Origin of the sequence: Pseudomonas sp. JDS08PS003 (assembly GCF_045013505.1) — a bacterium.
Taxonomy (GTDB): Bacteria; Pseudomonadota; Gammaproteobacteria; order Pseudomonadales; family Pseudomonadaceae; genus Aquipseudomonas; species Aquipseudomonas protegens_B.
In genome coordinates, this window is sequence record NZ_CP120724.1 from 6,716,548 (window position 1) to 6,736,936 (window position 20,389).

The 20,389-nt window shown below is 61.8% G+C and carries 18 protein-coding genes; 7 read left to right on the top strand and 11 right to left on the bottom strand.

All coding sequences use genetic code 11. From position 1 onward, the window contains the following. Positions 1-38: 38 nt before the first annotated feature. Positions 39-2,162, bottom strand: a complete 2,124-nt coding sequence (locus P7C00_RS30030) for an EAL domain-containing protein (protein ID WP_346633194.1) — start codon at positions 2,160-2,162, stop codon at positions 39-41. Positions 2,163-2,480: 318 nt separating this feature from the next. Between P7C00_RS30030 and P7C00_RS30035 the strand changes: the two genes are divergently transcribed. Further along, positions 2,481-3,152, top strand: coding sequence for a polysaccharide lyase family 7 protein (locus tag P7C00_RS30035; protein ID WP_346633195.1), 672 nt, complete (start codon positions 2,481-2,483; stop codon positions 3,150-3,152). Between the two features lie 288 nt (positions 3,153-3,440). Here the strand turns inward: P7C00_RS30035 and fba are convergent, their stop codons facing one another. From fba to tkt, 6 genes are all read right to left on the bottom strand, one after another. Further along, the gene (gene fba / locus P7C00_RS30040; RefSeq protein WP_003229012.1) at positions 3,441-4,505 is read right to left on the bottom strand and encodes a class II fructose-bisphosphate aldolase; all 1,065 of its coding nucleotides are present in this window, start codon (positions 4,503-4,505) and stop codon (positions 3,441-3,443) included. A 210-nt stretch (positions 4,506-4,715) separates the two neighbouring features. Then, positions 4,716-5,045, bottom strand: coding sequence for an MliC family protein (locus tag P7C00_RS30045; RefSeq protein ID WP_011063956.1), 330 nt, complete (start codon positions 5,043-5,045; stop codon positions 4,716-4,718). 60 nt (positions 5,046-5,105) lie between these two features. Continuing rightward, the gene (locus tag P7C00_RS30050; protein ID WP_346633196.1) at positions 5,106-5,327 is read right to left on the bottom strand and encodes a hypothetical protein; all 222 of its coding nucleotides are present in this window, start codon (positions 5,325-5,327) and stop codon (positions 5,106-5,108) included. Positions 5,328-5,359: 32 nt separating this feature from the next. Continuing rightward, positions 5,360-6,523, bottom strand: a complete 1,164-nt coding sequence (locus P7C00_RS30055; protein WP_265577614.1) for a phosphoglycerate kinase — start codon at positions 6,521-6,523, stop codon at positions 5,360-5,362. A gap of 17 nt (positions 6,524-6,540) precedes the next feature. After that, positions 6,541-7,620 (bottom strand): erythrose-4-phosphate dehydrogenase, encoded by a 1,080-nt coding sequence (epd, locus tag P7C00_RS30060; RefSeq protein WP_346633198.1) that lies wholly within the window; start codon positions 7,618-7,620, stop codon positions 6,541-6,543. 157 nt (positions 7,621-7,777) lie between these two features. Beyond that, positions 7,778-9,775 carry a transketolase gene (gene tkt / locus P7C00_RS30065; RefSeq protein WP_346633199.1) on the bottom strand — a complete coding sequence of 666 codons (1,998 nt, stop codon included), beginning with the start codon at positions 9,773-9,775 and terminating at the stop codon, positions 7,778-7,780. A gap of 258 nt (positions 9,776-10,033) precedes the next feature. On the opposite strand from tkt, the gene P7C00_RS30070 reads away from it, so the two are divergent. From P7C00_RS30070 to P7C00_RS30085, 4 genes are all read left to right on the top strand, one after another. Further along, positions 10,034-11,029: a metalloregulator ArsR/SmtB family transcription factor gene (locus P7C00_RS30070; RefSeq protein WP_346633200.1), complete on the top strand. Its 996-nt coding sequence runs from the start codon at positions 10,034-10,036 to the stop codon at positions 11,027-11,029. A 19-nt stretch (positions 11,030-11,048) separates the two neighbouring features. After that, positions 11,049-12,239, top strand: coding sequence for a methionine adenosyltransferase (metK, locus tag P7C00_RS30075; protein ID WP_110594377.1), 1,191 nt, complete (start codon positions 11,049-11,051; stop codon positions 12,237-12,239). A gap of 225 nt (positions 12,240-12,464) precedes the next feature. Then, positions 12,465-14,138, top strand: coding sequence for an NAD-dependent DNA ligase LigB (ligB, locus tag P7C00_RS30080; protein WP_404937834.1), 1,674 nt, complete (start codon positions 12,465-12,467; stop codon positions 14,136-14,138). A gap of 125 nt (positions 14,139-14,263) precedes the next feature. After that, positions 14,264-14,659, top strand: a complete 396-nt coding sequence (locus P7C00_RS30085; protein WP_346633203.1) for a DUF1090 domain-containing protein — start codon at positions 14,264-14,266, stop codon at positions 14,657-14,659. A gap of 67 nt (positions 14,660-14,726) precedes the next feature. Here P7C00_RS30085 and P7C00_RS30090 read toward each other — a convergent pair whose 3' ends face one another. Next, positions 14,727-15,176: a cytochrome c gene (locus P7C00_RS30090; protein ID WP_025131121.1), complete on the bottom strand. Its 450-nt coding sequence runs from the start codon at positions 15,174-15,176 to the stop codon at positions 14,727-14,729. A gap of 132 nt (positions 15,177-15,308) precedes the next feature. Here P7C00_RS30090 and P7C00_RS30095 point away from each other — a divergent pair, with 132 nt between their 5' ends. Continuing rightward, positions 15,309-16,484: a murein transglycosylase A gene (locus P7C00_RS30095; RefSeq protein ID WP_346633204.1), complete on the top strand. Its 1,176-nt coding sequence runs from the start codon at positions 15,309-15,311 to the stop codon at positions 16,482-16,484. An 80-nt stretch (positions 16,485-16,564) separates the two neighbouring features. Here the strand turns inward: P7C00_RS30095 and P7C00_RS30100 are convergent, their stop codons facing one another. Further along, complete coding sequence (locus P7C00_RS30100; protein WP_102862043.1) at positions 16,565-16,948, bottom strand: MAPEG family protein; 384 nt, start codon at positions 16,946-16,948, stop codon at positions 16,565-16,567. A 34-nt stretch (positions 16,949-16,982) separates the two neighbouring features. Beyond that, positions 16,983-17,816 carry an EamA family transporter gene (locus P7C00_RS30105; RefSeq protein WP_404937835.1) on the bottom strand — a complete coding sequence of 278 codons (834 nt, stop codon included), beginning with the start codon at positions 17,814-17,816 and terminating at the stop codon, positions 16,983-16,985. A 364-nt stretch (positions 17,817-18,180) separates the two neighbouring features. Between P7C00_RS30105 and P7C00_RS30110 the strand changes: the two genes are divergently transcribed. Beyond that, positions 18,181-19,440 (top strand): cation:proton antiporter, encoded by a 1,260-nt coding sequence (locus P7C00_RS30110; RefSeq protein ID WP_404937836.1) that lies wholly within the window; start codon positions 18,181-18,183, stop codon positions 19,438-19,440. Here the strand turns inward: P7C00_RS30110 and P7C00_RS30115 are convergent, their stop codons facing one another. After that, on the bottom strand, positions 19,441-20,328 hold the full coding sequence (locus P7C00_RS30115) for a formate/nitrite transporter family protein (RefSeq protein ID WP_346633207.1): 888 nt from the start codon (positions 20,326-20,328) through the stop codon (positions 19,441-19,443). Between the last annotated feature and the right edge of the window lie 61 nt (positions 20,329-20,389).

Genomic DNA, 20,389 nt, shown 5'->3' on the forward strand with positions numbered 1-20,389 from the left:
GGGCAACGCAAGGTGCAAAGAGCGCCAGTGTAGCGAATTCAGGCCGGCAACGCGCTCCAGTCAAAAGGCTGGGCAAATTGGCTGGCACTGTTGGCAGTCAGGGGGCGAGCCACCAGGAAACCCTGCACGTATTCACAACCGTTGGCCTTGAGCCACTCGTATTGTTCGAGGGTTTCCACGCCTTCGGCAATCACCAGCAGGCCGAACTGTTTGCACAGGTCGATTACGCTGCGGGCGATGGCGGCATCTCGCGGCGAAGTGAGCAGGCGAGCGATCAGGTGCCGGTCAAGCTTGAGGGTGTCCAACTGCAGGTCGCGCAGGTACGCCAAACAGCAACTGCCTGAACCGAAATCGTCCAGGGCGACCCGCACCCCCAGTTCATGCAGCTGTTGCAACTGTTTGCGGGTCTCGTCCAGGTTCTGGGTCAGTGCCGCCTCGGTAACCTCCACCTCCAGCTGACGAGGCTGCAGGCCATGGCGCAACAGCACCTGGCGCAGTTCGGTAACCAGGTTGGGCATGCCGAACTGAGTAGCGCTGAGGCTGACCCCCAGCACCAGGTCCGGGCTGAACACCTGCTCCCAATCCTTGCGCTGAGCGGCCCCCTGTTGATAGATCCAGCTGCCCAGGCGGCTGATCAACCGCGCCTCTTCCAGCAACGGTAGAAACAGCCCCGGCGGTACATCGCCGACACTCGGGTGCCGCCAGCGCAGCAACGCCTCGAATCCCCGCAAGCGGCCATCGGCAATGGCCACCTGGGGTTGATACACCAGGGTGAACTCCTTGCGTTCCACCGCGCTGCGCACGCTTTCTTCAAGCATCAGCCGGGAACGGGCACGGCCGTTCATTTCATGATCGTAGTAACGGTATTGCTGACGGCCGGCACGCTTGGCCTCGTACATGGCGATATCCGCTGCCCGCAACAGGCCTTCCAGATTGGAACCGCAGTCAGGGTAGATGGCGATGCCAATGCTGGCTCCCAGCACCACCTCCATGCCATCGATTTGCTGGCTGATGGACAGGCGCTCGATCAGCTTCTCGGCGATCTTTGCCGCTTGCTCCGGGAAGCTTAGCTCCAGCAGGGCCGTGAACTCGTCGCCGCCCATGCGCCCGAGAATGTCGAACGAATGCAGGCATTCCTTCAACTGTTCGGAGACCCAGCGCAGCACCCGGTCGCCGGCATCGTGCCCCAGGGAGTCGTTGACCCGCTTGAAGCCATCCAGGTCCAGATAGAGCAGGACCAGAGACTTTCCCGAGCGATCGCTGCGCAGCAGGATGTTCTCCACCGTCTGATAGAAACCGCGCCGGTTGAGCAGGCCCGTCAGCGGATCGGTAACGGCCTGGTACTCCAGCTGTTGATGCAGGTGTCGTACCTCGGACATGTCCAGCAAGGTCACCACCATGGCCTTCTGCTCGCTGGGCAGGGGCGCGCAGGACAGGGCCACGCTGAGCTGCTGACCGGGGACGGTACGCAACAGGGCATCATGCAGACGATAGGTCTCGCCCCGGCGGTAGCAGGCATAGAGTTCGGATTCGTTCCAGTCGGGGACGTGGGGCTTTTGCAGATAGTCGAGGAAGGGCGAGCCTTCCAGATCTTTCACCTGGGCATTGAGCAAGCGCGAAACCGCTGGATTGGCGAAGCGCACATGGCCGCCCTCGTCCACCACCAGGATGCCTTCGGCGGCGTTATCCAACACCGAGGCATTGAACGCTCGCGCCACCTCCAGGTCATGGCTGAGGTGCTGCAGGGCCCGGCGATTGCGCTGGTGCTCCAGCAGGGCCTGGACCTTGGGCTTGAGGATCTGCGGATCGAAGGGTTTGAACAGGTAGTCCACCGCGCCACTGGCATAGCCCTTGATCACGGCGTCCTGGGACTGTTCGTTCGCGGTGAGAAAGATGATTGGTGTCAGCCGGGTACGCTGGCTGCCGCGCATCAGGCGAGCCACCTCAAAACCATCCATCCCGGGCATCTGCACATCCAGCAGCACCAGATCCACTTCATGCTCGAGCAACAGGCCCAGGGCCTCGACACCGGAGGCAGCGGTCATCACCTGCCAGTCCTGACGCTGCAACAACGCGCGCATGCTTAGGAGATTTTCAGGATAGTCATCAACGATCAGGAGAGTGGAGTGGCCTTCGGCTACCTCCGGGTGCACGCATTCCATGCTGCTTCTCTTGTCTGTAATAAGACTGAACGGGTGAGAAAACCTGACTAAAACTGTGGACTCACTCTAGACCCGGTTCTTCAAAAGCAGAAGCTGCCATCACGCCATCACTCCACCAATGGCACCGGCTCCCGACTAACGGTCACAGTTTTGCCTCATAAAAACCGGGAAAGATGGCATTTCGACATTTTGCTGACGTCATATATCCGCCGTACGGACCTCGCCCGGCATCAGTTCTGCGCTATAAAGACGCCCGAAGAAGCGCAGGCTAAAGCCCTCGGCGACCTGCTCCAGACCTATCCTTGCGGACCCCTCACCATGATCGATCTGGCAACCTGGAACCTCAGCGTTCCCGTCGGCAGCCCACCGGCAACCATTGACACCCCAACCCTGGTCAAAGGCTTCAAGGACCAGTACTTCCACTCCGACAGCGGCACCCTGTTCTTCTGGTCACCGGTCACCGGCTCGAAAACCGAGAACGCCATTTACCCACGCACCGAGCTGCGGGAAACCTATTCCAACGGCAACCTGCGCAACTGGACCTATCCCGAAGCCGACAACCTGCTGTACGCCACCCTGGCGGTGAAACAGGTGCCCTCGACGGGCAAGATCGTCGTTGGCCAGATCCATGCCTACAACAGCACCAAGCCCCTGGTGAAAGTGGAGTACCAGTACAAGGCCAGCAAAGGCAGCGGCAATATCGTGGCCAAGGTGCGCATGCGTCCGGATGACGACGAAGGCCGGGTCATTACCCTCGCCAAGAACGTGCCGTTGGATCGTGAATTTTCCTACCTGATTCATCTGAGTCCCGGTGGCGCCCTGGGGATCAGTGCGGCAGGCTATCAATGGGATGGCCAGCTGAGCGCCACCTGGCGCGACAAGCCGCTGTATTTCAAGGCAGGGGTTTATGTCCAGGACAACAGCGGCTACACCAGCGAGGGCGGCAAAGTGACCTTCTCCAAGCTGGATATCGACCACAACAAAATCTGACCCCCTTCTCCTGCAGGAGCCGGCTTGCCGGCGAAAGCGCCCTTGAGCCCAGCGCATGCCCAAAGGCCCTCTTCGCTGGCAAGCCAGCTCCTACAAAAAAAACACCTCGACCACCTGTCGGAGCCGGCTTGCCGGCGAAGGCGCCCTTGAACACAGCGCAATCCCAAAGGTCCTCTTCGCTGGCGAGCCAGCTCCTACAAAAAAAACACCTCGGCCACCTGTAGGAGGCGGGAATTGCGGGCACAAAAAAGCCCGCATCGCTGCGGGCTTTCCGGATGACGCTAAGGCTTAGTTGACCTTGGCGTTCAGCTCACCCTTGAGGTAACGCTGGAACATCGCTTCCAGGGAGATCGGCTTGATCTTCGAAGCGTTGCCGGCAGTACCGAAGGCTTCGTAACGCGCGATGCACACGTCGCGCATGGCGGTTACGGTGGCACCGAAGAACTTGCGCGGGTCGAACTCGCTCGGGTTGGTGGCCATCAGACGACGCATGGCACCGGTGGACGCCAGGCGCAGGTCGGTGTCGATATTGACCTTGCGCACGCCGTACTTGATGCCTTCGACGATTTCTTCAACCGGCACGCCGTAGGTTTCTTTGATGTCGCCGCCGTACTGGTTGATGATCGCCAGCCACTCTTGCGGAACCGACGAAGAACCGTGCATCACCAAGTGGGTATTGGGGATGCGCTTGTGGATTTCCTTGATGCGGTCGATGGCCAGCACGTCGCCGGTAGGCGGCTTGGTGAACTTGTAGGCACCGTGGCTGGTACCGATGGCGATGGCCAGGGCGTCGACCTGGGTCTTCTTGACGAAGTCCGCAGCCTCTTCCGGGTCGGTCAGCATCTGGCTGTGATCCAGCACGCCTTCGGCGCCGATGCCGTCTTCTTCACCGGCCATGCCGGTTTCCAGGGAACCCAGGCAGCCCAGCTCGCCTTCTACTGACACGCCGCAGGCGTGGGCCATGGCCACGGTCTGCTGGGTGACGCGCACATTGTATTCGTAGTCGGTCGGGGTCTTGCCGTCTTCGCCCAGGGAGCCGTCCATCATGACCGAGGAGAAGCCCAGCTGGATCGAGCGCTGGCAGACGTCAGGGCTGGTGCCGTGGTCCTGGTGCATGCACACCGGGATATGCGGGAATTCTTCGATCGCCGCCAGGATCAGGTGACGCAGGAACGGCGCACCGGCGTACTTGCGCGCACCGGCCGACGCCTGAACGATCACCGGGGAGTCAGTCTTGTCAGCGGCTTCCATGATGGCGCGCATCTGCTCAAGGTTGTTGACGTTGAAGGCTGGAACGCCGTAGCCGAACTCGGCTGCGTGGTCCAGCATCTGGCGCATGCTGATGAGTGCCATTGTGTGTGTCTCTCCCGGTCGAGGGTCGTTAATCGTGCAAGCCTGCCGTAGCGGCGACTGCTATTCAAGTGATTGCAGATCGGGGGTCAGCCCGCCCTGCTCTATCCGTTAAAACCAAATCTCTACAGCCCTGTAGGAGCCGGCTCGCCGGCGAAAGGGGCCTTGAACCTTGCACAGGTCTGGAGGCCGCCTTCGCTGGCAAGCCAGCACCTACATGGCCTTGCAGCCGCGGCCGATCAGGTCGTTGGTGGCGACCCAGTAGACCAGGCCCTCCTCGCCCTTGACGTGAAACGCCAGCATGTCATCGCTGTACAGCGAACCCGAACCACTGGGCTCAAGCTTCAGGCGCCGAACCTGATCGTCGCCCCCCAGGCGCACATCGACCGCCTTGCGGCTATCGTCGGTGTAGCGCCAGAGCACCTGGGCCTGGCTGTCACAGGTCCAGGTCGTCCAGTTGTCAGTGGTCGGCGACTTGAGCAGGTTCAGGTTGGCGCAACCTGCCAGCAAGCCCAGCATCGCCACGGCGATCAAACCTTTCATCGATGTTCCTCGGCCGGCAGCCCACAGGCCCCAGCGCGTTGCGTTATCCAATCCGACCCGTCAAGGGCAACCCTGTTCCCTGGTCTTTGACGGTGTCTCGTACTTCTCCAGACCCTCAGGGCCCAGGCGCTTGTTAATCACCGGTGCCGTCTCGGCCTGCCAATCGGCCTGGTAGCAGCCCTTGTCCGGCTCGCCGGCCTCATCGGCCGACTTTGCCTGTGGAGTGCCGGAGCACCCCGCCAGCAAAGCCACGGCGATCAACAGTGGCAATGTCTTGACCATCAGAACACTCCTTTGCCCGGCCAACGGGAATCTCAGGCCTTGGCCCGGGCTTCCAGGACTTCAACCGCCGGCAGCACCTTGCCCTCGACGAACTCGAGGAAGGCGCCGCCACCGGTAGAAATGTAGGAGATCTGCTGGGCAACGCCATACTTGTCGATGGCCGCCAGAGTGTCGCCACCGCCGGCAATGGAGAACGCGGCGCTGTCGGCGATGGCCTGGGCCAGTACCTTGGTGCCGTTGCCGAACTGGTCGAATTCGAACACACCTACAGGACCGTTCCAGAGGATGGTCTTGGAGGTTTTCAGCAGTTCGGCGAACTGGGCCGCGGTTTGCGGGCCGATGTCCAGGATCATGTCGTCAGCGGCCACGTCGGCAATCAGCTTGACGGTAGCTTCGGCGCTGTCGGCGAATTCCTTGGCCACGACCACGTCCACCGGCAGCGGTACGCTGACCTTGGCGGCGATGGCGCGGGCGGTGTCCAGCAGGTCCGGCTCGTACAGCGACTTGCCCACCGGATGCCCGGCAGCGGCCAGGAAGGTGTTGGCAATGCCGCCGCCGACGATCAACTGGTCGCAGATCTGGCTCAAGCTATTGAGCACATCCAGCTTGGTGGACACCTTGGAACCGGCAACGATGGCCGCCATCGGCTTGGCCGGGTTGCCCAGGGCCTTGCCCAGTGCGTCCAGCTCAGCAGCCAGCAGGGGACCTGCAGCGGCCACTTTGGCGAACTTGGCCACGCCATGGGTCGAACCCTCGGCGCGGTGCGCGGTGCCGAAAGCGTCCATCACGAACACGTCGCACAGGGCAGCGTATTGCTGAGCCAGCTCGTCGGCGTTCTTTTTCTCGCCCTTGTTGAAGCGCACGTTCTCGAACAGCACGATGTCGCCGGCCTTGACCTCGACACCACCCAGGTAGTCGGCCACCAGCGGCACTTCACGGCCCAGGGCACGGCTCAGGTAGTCAGCTACCGGCTTGAGGCTGTTCTCGGCGGAGAACTCGCCTTCGGTCGGGCGGCCCAGGTGCGAGCAGACCATCACTGCCGCGCCTTTTTCCAGGGCCAGCTTGATGGTCGGCAGCGAAGCCAGGATCCGCGCATCGCTGGTGACAACACCGTCCTTGACTGGGACGTTGAGGTCTTCGCGGATCAGCACGCGCTTACCTTGCAGATCGAGGTCGGTCATCTTCAACACGGTCATGGGTCGCAATTCCTGGGTTACTGTTCTTCAGAAACAGAGAGTTTAGAGTCAGAGCGTGGAGTGGCTGTCTGCAGGTAGTGCCCAGCAACATCCAGCATCCGGTTGGCAAAACCCCATTCGTTGTCGAACCACGCCAGGATGTTCACCAGCCTGGGGCCGGAAACGCGGGTCTGACTGGCATCGACGATCGCCGAATGGGGATCATGATTGAAATCACAGCTGGCGTGGGGCAGCTCGGTATACGCCAGCAGGCCCTTGAGCGGACCGCTGGTGGCGGCCTCGCGAAGGATCCGGTTGACCTCGGTGGCGTCGGTATCGCTCACGGTCTGCATGGTGATATCCAGGCAGGACACGTTGACCGTCGGCACTCGCACAGCTTTGGCCTGAATTCGCCCGGCAAGTTCCGGCAACAGGCGCTCGATACCACGCGCCAGACCAGTGGACACCGGGATCACCGACTGGAACGCCGAACGGGTACGGCGCAGGTCCTCGTGGTGATAGGCATCGATCACCGGCTGGTCGTTCATCGCCGAGTGAATGGTGGTGATCGACACGTATTCCAAGCCGATGGCCTGATCCAGCAGGCGCAACAGCGGCACACCGCAGTTGGTAGTGCAGGAGGCGTTTGAAACCAGCAGCTCGGCGCCGGTCAGGCACTCCTGATTCACCCCATAAACGATGGTGGCGTCGACATCCGCCTCGCTGGCCATCGGCTGGGAGAACAGCACCCGCGGCGCGCCGGCGTCGAGAAAACGCTGGCCGTCTTCACGGGTGTGGTAGGCGCCGGAGCATTCCAGCACCAGATCGACGTCCAGGGACGCCCAATCGATGCCTTCAGGGGTGGCACTGCGCAGCACTTTCACGCAGTTGCCATTGATATGTAGACAGTCGCCATCGACCTTCACCTCGCCGGGAAACCGGCCGTGGGTGGAGTCGAAGCGTGTCAGGTATTCGACACTGGCCATGTCGGCCAGATCGTTGATTGCAACGATCTCGAATCCGGCCGCAGCCCCCCGCTCGAACAGAGCACGCAAGACGCAACGACCAATCCGGCCGTAGCCGTTGAGTGCAACTTTATAGGGACGCGGTTGAGGCATGGGGTTCTCGATCAGGCACAGGCAGACGAACTTGTTATACGCACCCCATCGTAGGAGCTGGCTTGCCAGCGATCAGCGGTGTGCCAGGCAGACCGCGAATCGCTGGCAAGCCAGCTCCTACAAAGGGATCGCGGTGGCTGGGCCACCGCGTGCTTTTTTAGTCTTCCAGCAGCTCTTCAGCCTGGCCCAGGATGTTGTCCAGGGTGAAGCCGAACTCTTCGAACAAGGCCGGCGCTGGCGCCGACTCGCCGTAGGTGGTCATGCCGATCACACGGCCTTCCAGACCCACGTACTTGTACCAGAAGTCAGCGTGAGCAGCTTCGATGGCGATCCGCGCGCTGACCTGCAACGGCAGAACCGATTGCTTGTAGCCCGCATCCTGGGCATCGAACACGCTGGTGCACGGCATGGAAACCACGCGCACCTTGCGGCCTTGCTCAGTCAGCTTGTCGAAAGCCTGGACCGCCAGGCCCACTTCCGAACCGGTGGCGATCAGGATCAGCTCAGGCTCGCCTGCGCAGTCTTTCAACACATAGCCACCACGGCTGATGTCGGCGATCTGCCCGGCATCACGGGTTTGGTGCTGCAGGTTCTGGCGGGAGAAGATCAGCGCCGATGGGCCGTCCTTGCGCTCCAGGGCGTACTTCCAGGACACCGCCGATTCCACGGCATCGGCTGGACGCCAGGTGTCGAGGTTCGGGGTGGTGCGCAGGCTGGTCAGTTGCTCGATCGGCTGGTGAGTCGGGCCGTCTTCGCCCAGACCGATGGAGTCGTGGGTGTAGACGTGGATCACTCGCTGCTTCATCAGCGCCGACATGCGCACTGCGTTGCGTGCGTATTCCATGAACATCAGGAAGGTCGCGCCGTAAGGCACCAGGCCACCGTGCAGGGCAACGCCGTTCATGATGGCGGTCATGCCGAACTCGCGCACGCCGTAGTACATGTAGTTGCCGCTGGCGTCTTCAGCGCTGACACCCTTGCAGCCTTTCCACAGGGTCAGGTTGGAACCGGCCAGGTCAGCCGAACCGCCGAGGAATTCAGGCAGCAGCGGGCCGAAGGCGTTCAGGGTGTTCTGGCTGGCTTTACGGCTGGCGATGGTTTCGCCCTTGGCCGCGACTTCAGCGATATAGGCGTCGGCCTTCTCGGCGAAGTCCGCCGGCAGGTCACCCGCAAGGCGACGTACCAGTTCATTGGCTTCGGTTGGGAAGGCCGCAGAGTAGGCAGCGAAGCGCTGATCCCACTCGGCTTCCACGGCGCGACCGGCTTCCTTGGCGTCCCACTCGGCGTAGATATCAGCCGGGATTTCGAACGGGCCATGGTTCCACTTCAGCGCAGCGCGGGTCAGGGCGATTTCCTCGGCACCCAGTGGCGCGCCGTGGCAGTCTTCCTTGCCTTGCTTGTTCGGCGAACCGAAACCGATGGTGGTCTTGCAGCAGATCAGGGTTGGCAGCGGGCTCTTGCGCGCGGTGTCGATGGCGGTCTTGATCTCTTCCGGATCGTGGCCGTCGACATTGCGGATCACCTGCCAGTTGTAGGCTTCGAAACGCTTCGGCGTGTCGTCGGTGAACCAGCCTTCGACTTCGCCGTCGATGGAAATGCCGTTGTCATCGTAGAAAGCGATCAGCTTGCCCAGGCCCAGGGTACCGGCCAGGGAAGCGACTTCATGGGAAATGCCTTCCATCATGCAGCCATCACCCAGGAACACGTAGGTGTGGTGATCGACGATGTTGTGCCCTGGACGGTTGAACTGCGCCGCCAGGACTTTTTCCGCCAGGGCGAAGCCCACGGCATTGGCCAGGCCCTGGCCCAGTGGGCCAGTGGTGGTTTCCACACCTGGGGTGTAGCCGAATTCCGGGTGGCCCGGAGTGCGGCTGTGCAGTTGGCGGAAGCTTTTCAGGTCATCGATCGACAGGTCGTAGCCGGTCAGGTGCAGCAGCGAGTAGATCAGCATCGAGCCGTGACCGTTGGACAGCACGAAGCGGTCACGGTCGGCGAAGGATGGATTGCTCGGGTTGTGCTTCAGGTAGTCACGCCAAAGTACTTCGGCGATATCCGCCATACCCATAGGGGCACCTGGATGGCCGCTGTTGGCTTTTTGCACGGCATCCATGCTGAGGGCACGAATGGCGTTGGCACGCTCACGACGGCTGGGCATCGCTGATCTCCTGAGGATTGAATAAAACGAAACGGAAAAAAGGCCTGCATTTTCCCTCAGGCGTCTGGCGGGGGCAATGACAGATAGTCACTCAGGCATGTTTTTCCCATGGATAAGCCTCAATCCACTGGAGAAACCCGCTTGCCGTTCGTTGACAAGGCAACGAACAGCTCTGGCAAAGGCCCCCGCAACACCAATATCAAAACTTTTTGATATTGGTGTTGCAGGCGTTTGCAGGCACCTCTAGACTGCGCCCCTATGAACCTGCACGCACCCTCCATTGAGCATGACGATTGCGACGAACTGGCAGCCCTGTGCAAGGCCGGCGGCGATCCTCTACGGCTCAATGTCTTGCGCGCACTGAGCAACGACTCGTTCGGCGTACTGGAGTTGGCTCAGATCTTTGCGATCGGCCAGTCCGGCATGAGTCACCACTTGAAGGTCCTGGCCCAGGCCGGCCTGGTGGCGACCCGCCGTGAAGGCAATGCGATTTTCTATCGCCGTGCCCTGCCCCATACCGAACTTCTGGGGGGCAAGCTCCACGCAGCCCTGCTGGACGAAGTCGACCAGGTACGGCTGCCGGTGGATGTCCAGGGCCGGATCGGCCTGGTGCACCGGCAACGGGCCGCGGCCAGCCAAGACTTCTTTTCCCGGGTGGCGGAGAAATTCCGCGCCCAGCAGGACCTGATCGCAGGACTGCCCCAGTACCGCGACAGTGTTCTCGCGCTGCTGGACAAGCTGAGTTTCAACCCAATGGCCACAGCCATTGAAGTGGGTCCCGGTGACGGTGGATTTCTCCCTGAACTGGCCCGACGCTTTGCCCGGGTAACCGCGCTGGACAACAGTCCGGCAATGCTTGAACTGGCGCGCCAGCTGTGTGAGCGCGAAACATTGGCTAACGTCAGCCTGCAACTGGCCGATGCATTGGATGGCGTACAGCTGACGGCCGATTGCGTAGTGCTGAACATGGTCCTGCACCATTTCGCCGCACCGGCCGAAGCCCTCAAGCAGATGGCCCAATTGCTGCAACCAGGCGGTAGCCTGTTGGTAACAGACTTGTGCAGCCACAACCAGAGTTGGGCCAAAGAGGCTTGCGGCGATCTCTGGCTAGGGTTCGAACAAGATGATTTGGCTCGTTGGGCCACCGCTGCGGGACTGACTCCCGGGGAAAGTCTCTATGTAGGCTTACGTAATGGTTTCCAGATCCAGGTCCGCCATTTTCAGCGACCGGCTGGCGACACTCACCATCGGTAAATTTTAGGAAACCGTCGAGATGAGCGAATACTCCCTTTTCACCTCCGAGTCCGTGTCTGAAGGGCATCCGGATAAAATCGCTGACCAGATTTCCGATGCGGTGCTGGACGCCATCATTGCCCAGGACAAGCACGCCCGCGTAGCGGTGGAAACCCTGGTCAAGACCGGTGTTGCCATCGTCGCCGGCGAAGTCACCACCAGCGCCTGGGTCGACCTGGAACAGATCGTCCGCGACGTGATCTGCGACATCGGCTACACCAGCTCCGACGTCGGCTTCGACGGCGCCACCTGCGGCGTGATGAACATCATCGGCAAGCAGTCCCCTGACATCAACCAGGGTGTCGACCGTGCCAAGCCTGAAGATCAGGGCGCCGGCGACCAGGGTCTGATGTTCGGCTACGCCAGCAACGAAACCGCAGCGCTGATGCCGGCTCCGATCGCGTTCTCGCACCAGCTGGTACATCGCCAGGCTGAAGCGCGCAAATCGGGTCTGCTGCCATGGCTGCGCCCGGACGCCAAGTCCCAGGTCACCTGCCGCTATGAAAACGGCATCGTGGTCGGCATCGACGCGGTAGTGCTGTCGACCCAGCACAACCCGGAAGTGTCCTACAACGACCTGCGCGAAGGCGTGATGGAACTGATCGTCAAGCACGTGCTGCCAGCTGAACTGCTGCACAAAGACACCCAGTTCCACATCAACCCGACCGGCCAGTTCATCATCGGTGGCCCAGTGGGCGACTGCGGTCTGACCGGCCGCAAGATCATCGTCGACAGCTACGGCGGCATGGCCCGTCACGGCGGCGGCGCGTTCTCCGGCAAGGATCCATCCAAGGTCGACCGTTCGGCAGCCTACGCCGGCCGCTATGTCGCCAAGAACATCGTCGCCGCTGGCCTGGCCGAGCGTTGCGAGATCCAGGTGTCCTACGCCATCGGCGTGGCGCAACCGACTTCGATCTCGCTGAACACCTTCGGCACCGGCAAGATCAGCGACGACAAGATCGTCAAACTGGTCCGCGAGCACTTCGACCTGCGTCCTTACGCGATCACCACCATGCTCGACCTGCTGCACCCGATGTACCAGGAAACCGCGGCCTACGGTCACTTCGGCCGTGCGCCACAAACCAAGACCGTGGGTGAGGACACCTTCACCACCTTCACTTGGGAAAAAACCGACCGCGCCGACGCCTTGCGCGCTGCTGCCGGCCTGTAAGCTTCACCTGGCAACATCCAAAGCCCCGCCCGGCTCTCTCGGCGGGGCTTTTTTGTGGCTGAAGGTTTCCTTCCAAAGCCAGCCGACAACCGTCGATACAGGGCTCCGGGCCATTGACGACGAGTGTTGGCGCCCGATGAAACACCCGGCAAACACCTTCGTCCAAGCCCGCCGCCAATCCCCTCTAGCCTTTAGCGCATGCCCATCAGAGCAAGGATGCTCCCCATGCTGCCAAGACTCTTCCTGCTGCTTCTGGCCCTCGCAGGCCTACCCGCCCTGGCCCAATGCCCCAACTGGCCAACGTCCCAGGCCGACCTGGAAATCAGCGCCCTGCAACAACAGCTCAAGAACTGGGACACCCGCTACCACCGGCACGGCCAATCGCCTGTAGCCGACGAACTCTACGACCAGTCCCGTCAGCGCCTGGCCAACTTGCAGCGCTGCTTCCCACAGATACCCGTGACTGCTGACCGGCCGTTGCTTGACGCCCGGGGCAGTATCCCTCACCCCATTGCTCACACCGGAGTGGAAAAACTCCCCGACGACAACGCCGTACAGCTCTGGCTAAAAGGCCGCGAAGGTATTTGGGCGCAGCCCAAGATCGACGGCGTGGCCGTGACCCTGATCTACCGTCAGGGCCGCTTCCACCAGGCATTAAGCCGAGGTGACGGGGTGCTGGGCCACGACTGGAGCGCCAATGCCCGACAGATCCCGGCCATTCCCAAACAATTGCCACAACCCGTGGATCTGCTGCTGCAAGGGGAGCTGTATCAACGACTGGATCAACACATCCAGGCCCGCGCAGGCAGTCTCAATGCTCGCAGCCGGGTCGCCGGATGGCTGGCGCGCAAACACCTGTCGATGGCGGAGGCAGAGCAGATCGGCCTGTTTGTCTGGGACTGGCCCCAAGGCCCCGCTACCTTGAGTGAACGCCTGGAGCAACTGGCGCAACTAGACTTTGCCGAAGGCCGCGAATACAGCCGGCCCATCAACGGGTTCAGCGAGGCCCGGCAATGGCGGGAGCACTGGTACCGTTCGCCCCTGCCCTTTGCCAGCGACGGCATCATTCTGCGACAGAGCCAGCGCCCGGCCGCCGAGCGCTGGCAGGCCAAAGCCCCGCATTGGATTGCCGCGTGGAAATATCCCTACGCCCAGGCCCTGGCCAATGTGCGCCAGGTGCGATTCCGGATCGGCCGCACCGGACGCATCACCCCCTTGCTGGATGTCGAGCCTGTCACCCTCGATGACCGACAGATCCGTCGCGTCAGCGTCGGCTCGCTACAACGCTGGCGAGCACTGGATATAGTGCCCGGCGATCAAGTGGCCATCAGCCTTGCCGGACTGACCATTCCGCGCCTGGAGGATGTGGTACTCAGGAGCCCGCAACGCCAGGCCATCCAGGCTCCGGCCCAGGAGGACTTTCATGGTTTGAGCTGCTGGCAGCCATCTCCCGGTTGCGAGAGTCAGTTTCTCGCGCGACTGACCTGGCTCAGCAGCAGGCAGGGCCTGGACCTGCAGAATATCGGCGAGCAAACCTGGACCAGGCTGGTTGAAACAGGGCGTATCAAAGGCCTGTTGGATTGGCTGACCCTGGATCAGGCAGAGCTTGCTAACATTGCCGGCTTCGGCAAACGCAGCAGCTCTCGTTTGCTCGAGAGCCTGCACCGGGCAAGGCAGCAACCCTTCCCTCGCTGGCTGAAATCCCTCGGATTGCCACCCAGTGGCTCAGCTGACCTGAGCGGGCCATGGCAAACCCTGGCGCGCAAAAGCAGCCAGGACTGGCAGGACGAAGCAGGAATAGGAGCGGAACGTGCTGCGCAACTGACGGCATTCTTTCGTGATTCACAGGTACTGGCCCTGCGTGCCACCTTGAGTGAAGCGGGTATCGATGGTTTTTAATCCGTCATCCTGGGGCGCAGGTTGAACCACCCAGACGGGATTGGGTTCCAACAACCCACTCCCGATACCAGCGTCAATATTTAAATTGGTTATTTTTTGATCTTTTTTTTCACTTGGAGCCTTCCATGAAACTGTTTCCATCCCTCGCTGCCCTGACCCTGTGCAGCCTGATGAGCGCGCCCCTGCTGGCCGCCGAGCAAGCACCGCAACTGACCGGTTGCGCCGCCAAGCGCCAAGCCATCATGACCCAGATCGAACAGGCCAAGGCCCATGGCAACAGCAATCAGCAAGCCGGCCTGGAGCGCGCCCTGAGCGAAGTCACCGCCCACTGCACTGATGCCTCGCTGAAGAAGGATCGGGAAAACAAGGTGCTGGAAGCCAAGCACGAAGTCAGCCGGCGCCAGGCCGACCTGGAAAAGGCCATGAAAAAAGGCGACTCGGAGAAGATCAACAAGCGCAAGGACAAGCTCGCCGAGTCCCGCAAGGAACTGCAGCAAGCCCTGGACGAACTGGACAAGTAAGCGGCGCTTGTCGTGGCGAGGGAACTTGCTCCCTCGCCAGCGCAAACCAGCTTGTCAGAAGCGCCACTCAGTGATTGCGGAATTCTTTGTGGCACGCACTGCAGACGTCTTCAACCTTCTGCACTGCCGGCCCCAGGTTACTGGCCTTGTAAGGCTGAACCTGGCTGATGGTCACCAGTTCGCCGGTGGCCGCCTCGAGGTTGCGCGCCAGCTCCTGGAATCGCGCCTGCTTGCGCCAGACGTCATCGGTGGCGCTGGTGTGATCCTCTTCCTTGACCTCAGGGAAGTGCTTCCAGGGTTCATGGGACAGGCTGTCGAGCTTGACCGCACCTTCGGCAAAACGTGCACCGTCGAAAGGAATCCGCCCACGCAGCATGCCTCCCAGGTCCTCGCCGGTCTTGAGCATCTGTTTGAAGATCGCCTTGCGCTGACCCAGGGGAGAGTTGGGGTCGACACCGCCACAGGCGGAAAGCGTCAGGCAGGCCAGCAATACAACAGAAAGTCTTTTTAGCGTCATGGTGGCTTCAGGTCAGGTCACGGAAACGGCGGCCAGTATCCTCGCCTCCCCGGCAAACACCAATAGCCCTATTAATAATAGGGGTTGTTCGCAGTCACGCAGTCTGTGGATAACTCTTAAAGGAAATACAGCATGAACCCGAGCTTCCCCCGCTGGCGTCGCCACCTGCTCTGGACCCTGCCGGCCCTGGCACTGCTCGCCGGCTGCAACGGCGGCGACAACGGCAAGCCTGCGCCAACTCACGCCTTGGCCACCTACAACAGTGCGCCGTGGGACTCTCTGCCCAGTGTTGCCGATAACGACCTGCTGGCCGGTTTCGGCTCCTGGCGCAGCGCCTGCACCCGCCTCAAAGCCGACCCGGTGTGGGGCGCCACCTGCGCTGCAGCAGCCAACGTGCCACAGACCCCGGCCGCTATCCGCGATTTTCTCAAGGAGCACCTGGAGGTCTATGGGCTGCGCTCGGGCAGCGGCAGCAGCACCGGCTTGATCACCGGCTATTACGAACCGGTGTATCCCGGCAGCCTGACCCAGACCCAGACGGCCAATGTGCCAGTGTACGGCGTGCCGGACGACATGATCATCGTCGCTCTGGACAGCATCTATCCGGAGCTCAAGGGCAAGCGCCTGAGGGGCCGCCTCGAAGGCAGGGTCCTCAAGCCCTATGACGATGCCGCGACCATCGAGACCAAGGGGGTGAAGGCTCCGGTGCTGGCCTGGCTGACTGATCCGATGGACCTGCAATTCCTGCAGATCCAGGGCTCGGGAAGGATCCAGCTGGATGACGGACGCCAACTGCGGATCGGCTATGCCGACCAGAACGGCCATCCCTACCGGCCCATCGGCCGCTGGCTGGTGGAGCAGGGGGAACTGAAAAAAGAAGACGTGACCATGGGCACCATCGCCGCCTGGGCCAAGGCCCATCCGACGCGGATTCCCGAACTGCTGGGCAGCAACCCGAGCTACGTGTTCTTCAATCGCAACCCGGACAGCAACGAAGGCCCCAGGGGCTCGCTGAACGTACCGCTGACCTCTGGCTACAGCGTCGCAGTGGATCGCAAGGTCATCCCCCTGGGCAGCCTGTTGTGGCTGTCCACCACCCGTCCCGACGGCAGCAGCCTGGTACGTCCCGTGGCCGCCCAGGACACGGGCGGCGCTATCACCGGCGAAGTGCGCGCCGACCTGTTCTGGGGCACTGGCGACGCCGCCGGACAACTGGCCGGCGACATGAAGCAGTCCGGCCAGATCTGGATGCTCTGGCCCAAGGGGGCGGCGCTGCCCAAAGTACCGGAAGTTCCCAATACCCCTTAACCCCGTGTAGGAGCCGGCTTGCCGGCGAAGACGATCTTGCGGGTGCCTCTGCCCGCAGCCGGCTCCTACGAAGGCAAGGGTCAGACTGAAACGAAGAAGAAACTGGCGATCAGGCCCATGCCCACGAACCACACCAGGGAGCGCAGGATCGCCCAGTCCGCCAGATAGCAGATCATGTACAGCAGGCGGCTGGTGACAAACAACACCGCCAGCACGTTGATAGTCACGAGTTCGGCGTTACCCGCCACATGGGCGATGATCACCGCCGCAGCGAATGCCGGGGTCACCTCGAAGCCGTTGAGCTGCGCGTTGTGCGCACGCTTGGGCAGACCCTCCAGGGTACTCAGGAACGCCCGTGGGTCATGGTTGTAGCGGAGCCCGTATTTGCCGGCGCCCTTGGCGATGGCGGTACACAGATAGGGCAGAACAATTGCGATCAACACACACCAGAAAGCGACAGTCATGGAGCAAATCCTTTTTTAGAATTTTAGGGAGTGTTCAGAACTTCATCACCAACATGCCAATCAGCACCAATCCACAGGCTAAGAGCCGTGGCCGGCCGAAAGGTTCTTTCAGGTAGCGCATACCGAACAGCACCACCAGAATCACACTGATTTCACGCAGCGCCGCCGCTTCTGCAATCGAGCCCAACTGCATGGCCCAAAGCACCAGAGCGTAGCTGAACAGTACACAGAAGCCGACGCTCAGCCCCAGGCGCCATTGTTCACGCCAGAACTGCACAAACGCGGGCCGTTTCCACACCACGGCCACCAGGGGAAAAGGCCAGGCGCTGAGCAGCGTGACCCAGGTCAGGTAGTCCAGCGGGTGCGACCAGCGGCGCAGGGCCTGGCCATCGATAAAGGTGTAGCAACCGATGCACAGGCCGATCAGCGCCACCACCGGCAGCATGCTCCAGGGCAGGCGCGCGCCACCTCCGCCCTGCCAGAGCAGGCAAAGCATGCCGAAGGGAATCAGCAGGATGCCGAGGATTTGCTGAGTGCTCAGGGCCTCGCCGGCAAAGATCAGGGTCAGGGCCAGCACCACCAGGGGCGACAAGCCGCGCATCAGTGGATAGACCAGTCCCAGGTCGCCTACCCGATACGCCTGGATCAGCAAATAGCGGTACAAGAGCTCGAAGGCCGCCGAGGCAATGATCCAGGGCCAGATTTCCAGCGGCGGCCATTGCAGGAAAAACAGCATGATTGCCACGAACAGCAGCGCCACGCTATCCATGCAGGCCACCACCAGCAATCGTTCACCGCTGAACTTGATCAGGGTGTTCCATGCCGCATGCAGCAGCGCCGCCACCAGAACCAGACTTGTCGCTAGCACCTCGCACTCCCTGTTTGCCTGAAGGTCATCGAATCTCGTGCGGTACAGCCATGCCTGGCCAGAGCGCCCAACCACAGAGGGGGAATCCTCGCATGGCAGCTGCCCGGCTTGCACTGGCCGCCGGCATTTTTGGCAGTGGCGGCAGCGAATTCGGCAGCATGGGCCTGCCCGGGGCTTTTTTCCGTTAGACCTGCAACGTCACCCCCGCGCTGCGGTCAATGGGTGCGACTGAACAGCACTGCCATGGCAAGGGAGCAGATGCCCGCGCCATAACAAACTGTGTCCCGTCCCGCCGCTGGCACATCAAACCTTTGGCCTGAAAGAGTTCAGGCTGCTTTTCCTGTGATCATCCAAAGGAGTCCGGATGCTTGAACTTGTCGCTGCCTTTATCTGCCTGACCACCCTGCTCACCTACGTCAATTTCCGCTTTATCGGCCTGCCGCCGACCATCGGCGTGATGGTCACCGCCCTGCTCTTCTCCTTGCTGCTGCAGGGATTGAGCTACCTCGGCTTCCCCGGCCTGGAGGAACATGTCGAGGAACTGATCGGCAAGATCGACTTCGGCGACCTGCTGATGAACTGGATGCTGTCGTTCCTGCTGTTCGCTGGCGCCCTGCACGTCAACCTCAACGATCTGCGCAGTTACCGCTGGCCCATCGGCCTGTTGGCCACCGTCGGCGTGCTGATCGCCACCTTCGTCATCGGCAGCCTGGCCTACTGGATCTTCGGTCTGTTCGGCTGGCATGTGAGCTTCCTCTACTGCCTGCTGTTCGGCGCACTGATCTCCCCCACCGACCCCATCGCAGTGCTGGGCGTACTGCGGACTGCCAACGCCTCCAAGCCGCTGAAGACCACTATCGTCGGCGAGTCGCTGTTCAACGACGGCACAGCGGTAGTGGTGTTCACTGTACTGCTGGGCATCGCCCAACTGGGTGAGACCCCGACGGTGGGCGCCACTGCCTGGCTGTTCGTGCATGAAGCCATTGGCGGCGTAGTGTTCGGCGGCCTGATCGGCTACCTGGTGTACCTGATGATCAAGAGCATCGAGCAGCACCAGATCGAAGTGATGCTGACCCTGGCTCTGGTGATCGGCGGTTCGGCCATGGCCAGCGAGATCCACGTATCGGCGCCGATCGCCATGGTGGTAGCCGGCCTGATCATCGGCAATCTGGGGCGCAACCTGGCGATGAACGACATGACCCGGCGTTACCTGGATGGTTTCTGGGAGCTGCTGGACGACATGCTCAACGCCCTGTTGTTCGCCCTGATCGGCCTGGAACTGTTGCTACTGCCGTTCAACTGGCTGCACCTGGCGGCCGCCAGCCTGCTGGCCATGGCCATCTTGCTGTCGCGCCTGCTCACCGTGGCCCCGGCAATCCTCCTGCTGCGCCGCTGGCGCAGCGTGCCCCGGGGCACCATTCGCGTACTGACCTGGGGCGGCCTGCGCGGTGGCGTCTCGGTGGCGCTGGCGCTGGCTCTGCCCCTGGGGCCGGAGCGCGACCTGGTACTGAGCATCACCTACATCGTGGTGCTGTCCTCGATCCTGCTGCAGGGCCTGAGCATCGGCAAGCTGGTGCGTCACGTTACCCAGGATGCCCCGGTAGCCAAGACCGAGGCCCACTGATCACTTCTTGATCTGTCGCGGATCGGGCGCCGCTGCCCGATCCGCGTTTTTGTTCGCTGTGCCGCTCTCGCTGCGCACCTGGGCATGGCTGATCAGGGCGAAGATGAAACTGCCACCGATGATGTTCCCCGCCAGGGTCGGCCCGGCGAAAACCTGCCAGAAATCCCGCCACCCCAGCTCGCCGGCAAACACCAGATAAGAGACCTCGGCCGACCCCACCACGATGTGGGTGAAATCCCCCAGCGCCATCAGGTAGGTGATGAGGATGATGATCCACATCTTGGCGCTCTCCATGGACGGAATCATCCAGACCATGGTGGCGATCATCCAGCCGGAGATGATGCCCTTGGCGAACATCTGCGAGCTGTCGTTCTCCATCACCTTGCGGCCGATTTCCAAAAAGGCCTGGTCGGTCCGGCTGTCGAAGATTGGCAGATGCAGCATGACGTAAGCCACCAGCAGGGTGCCGCACAGATTACCCACCAGCACCACGCCCCATAAGCGCAACAACCGCCCGAAGTTACTCAGGCTCGGCTTGCTCATCACCGGCAGTACCGCGGTCAGGGTGTTTTCCGTGAACAGTTGCTGGCGCGCGAGAATCACCGCCAGAAAGCCCGCGCAGTAGCCGAAGCTGGCGATCACCTTGAAGGCTTCGCCATCCGGCAGACGGGAGTTGAGCAGGCCCATGCCCATCAGGGACAGGCCCATGGTCAGGCCGGCCGCCAGAGCCGACCACCACAGGGCGGCGACGCTGCGCTCCAGCTCCTGATCGCCCTGGGTGCGGATGATTTCGTGCAGGACCGCCGCGCGGGGCGGCTGGTTGCGGTCGACGTCCTGCTGCTCCGCGGCCGAAAGACCGGGGGTTTTACCGTCGTTTCGAGTGTCCATGAGAGTCCTGAACCAAGTGGGCCGTATGAGTTACGACATGCGGGGTTCAGGGCTGTTCCGT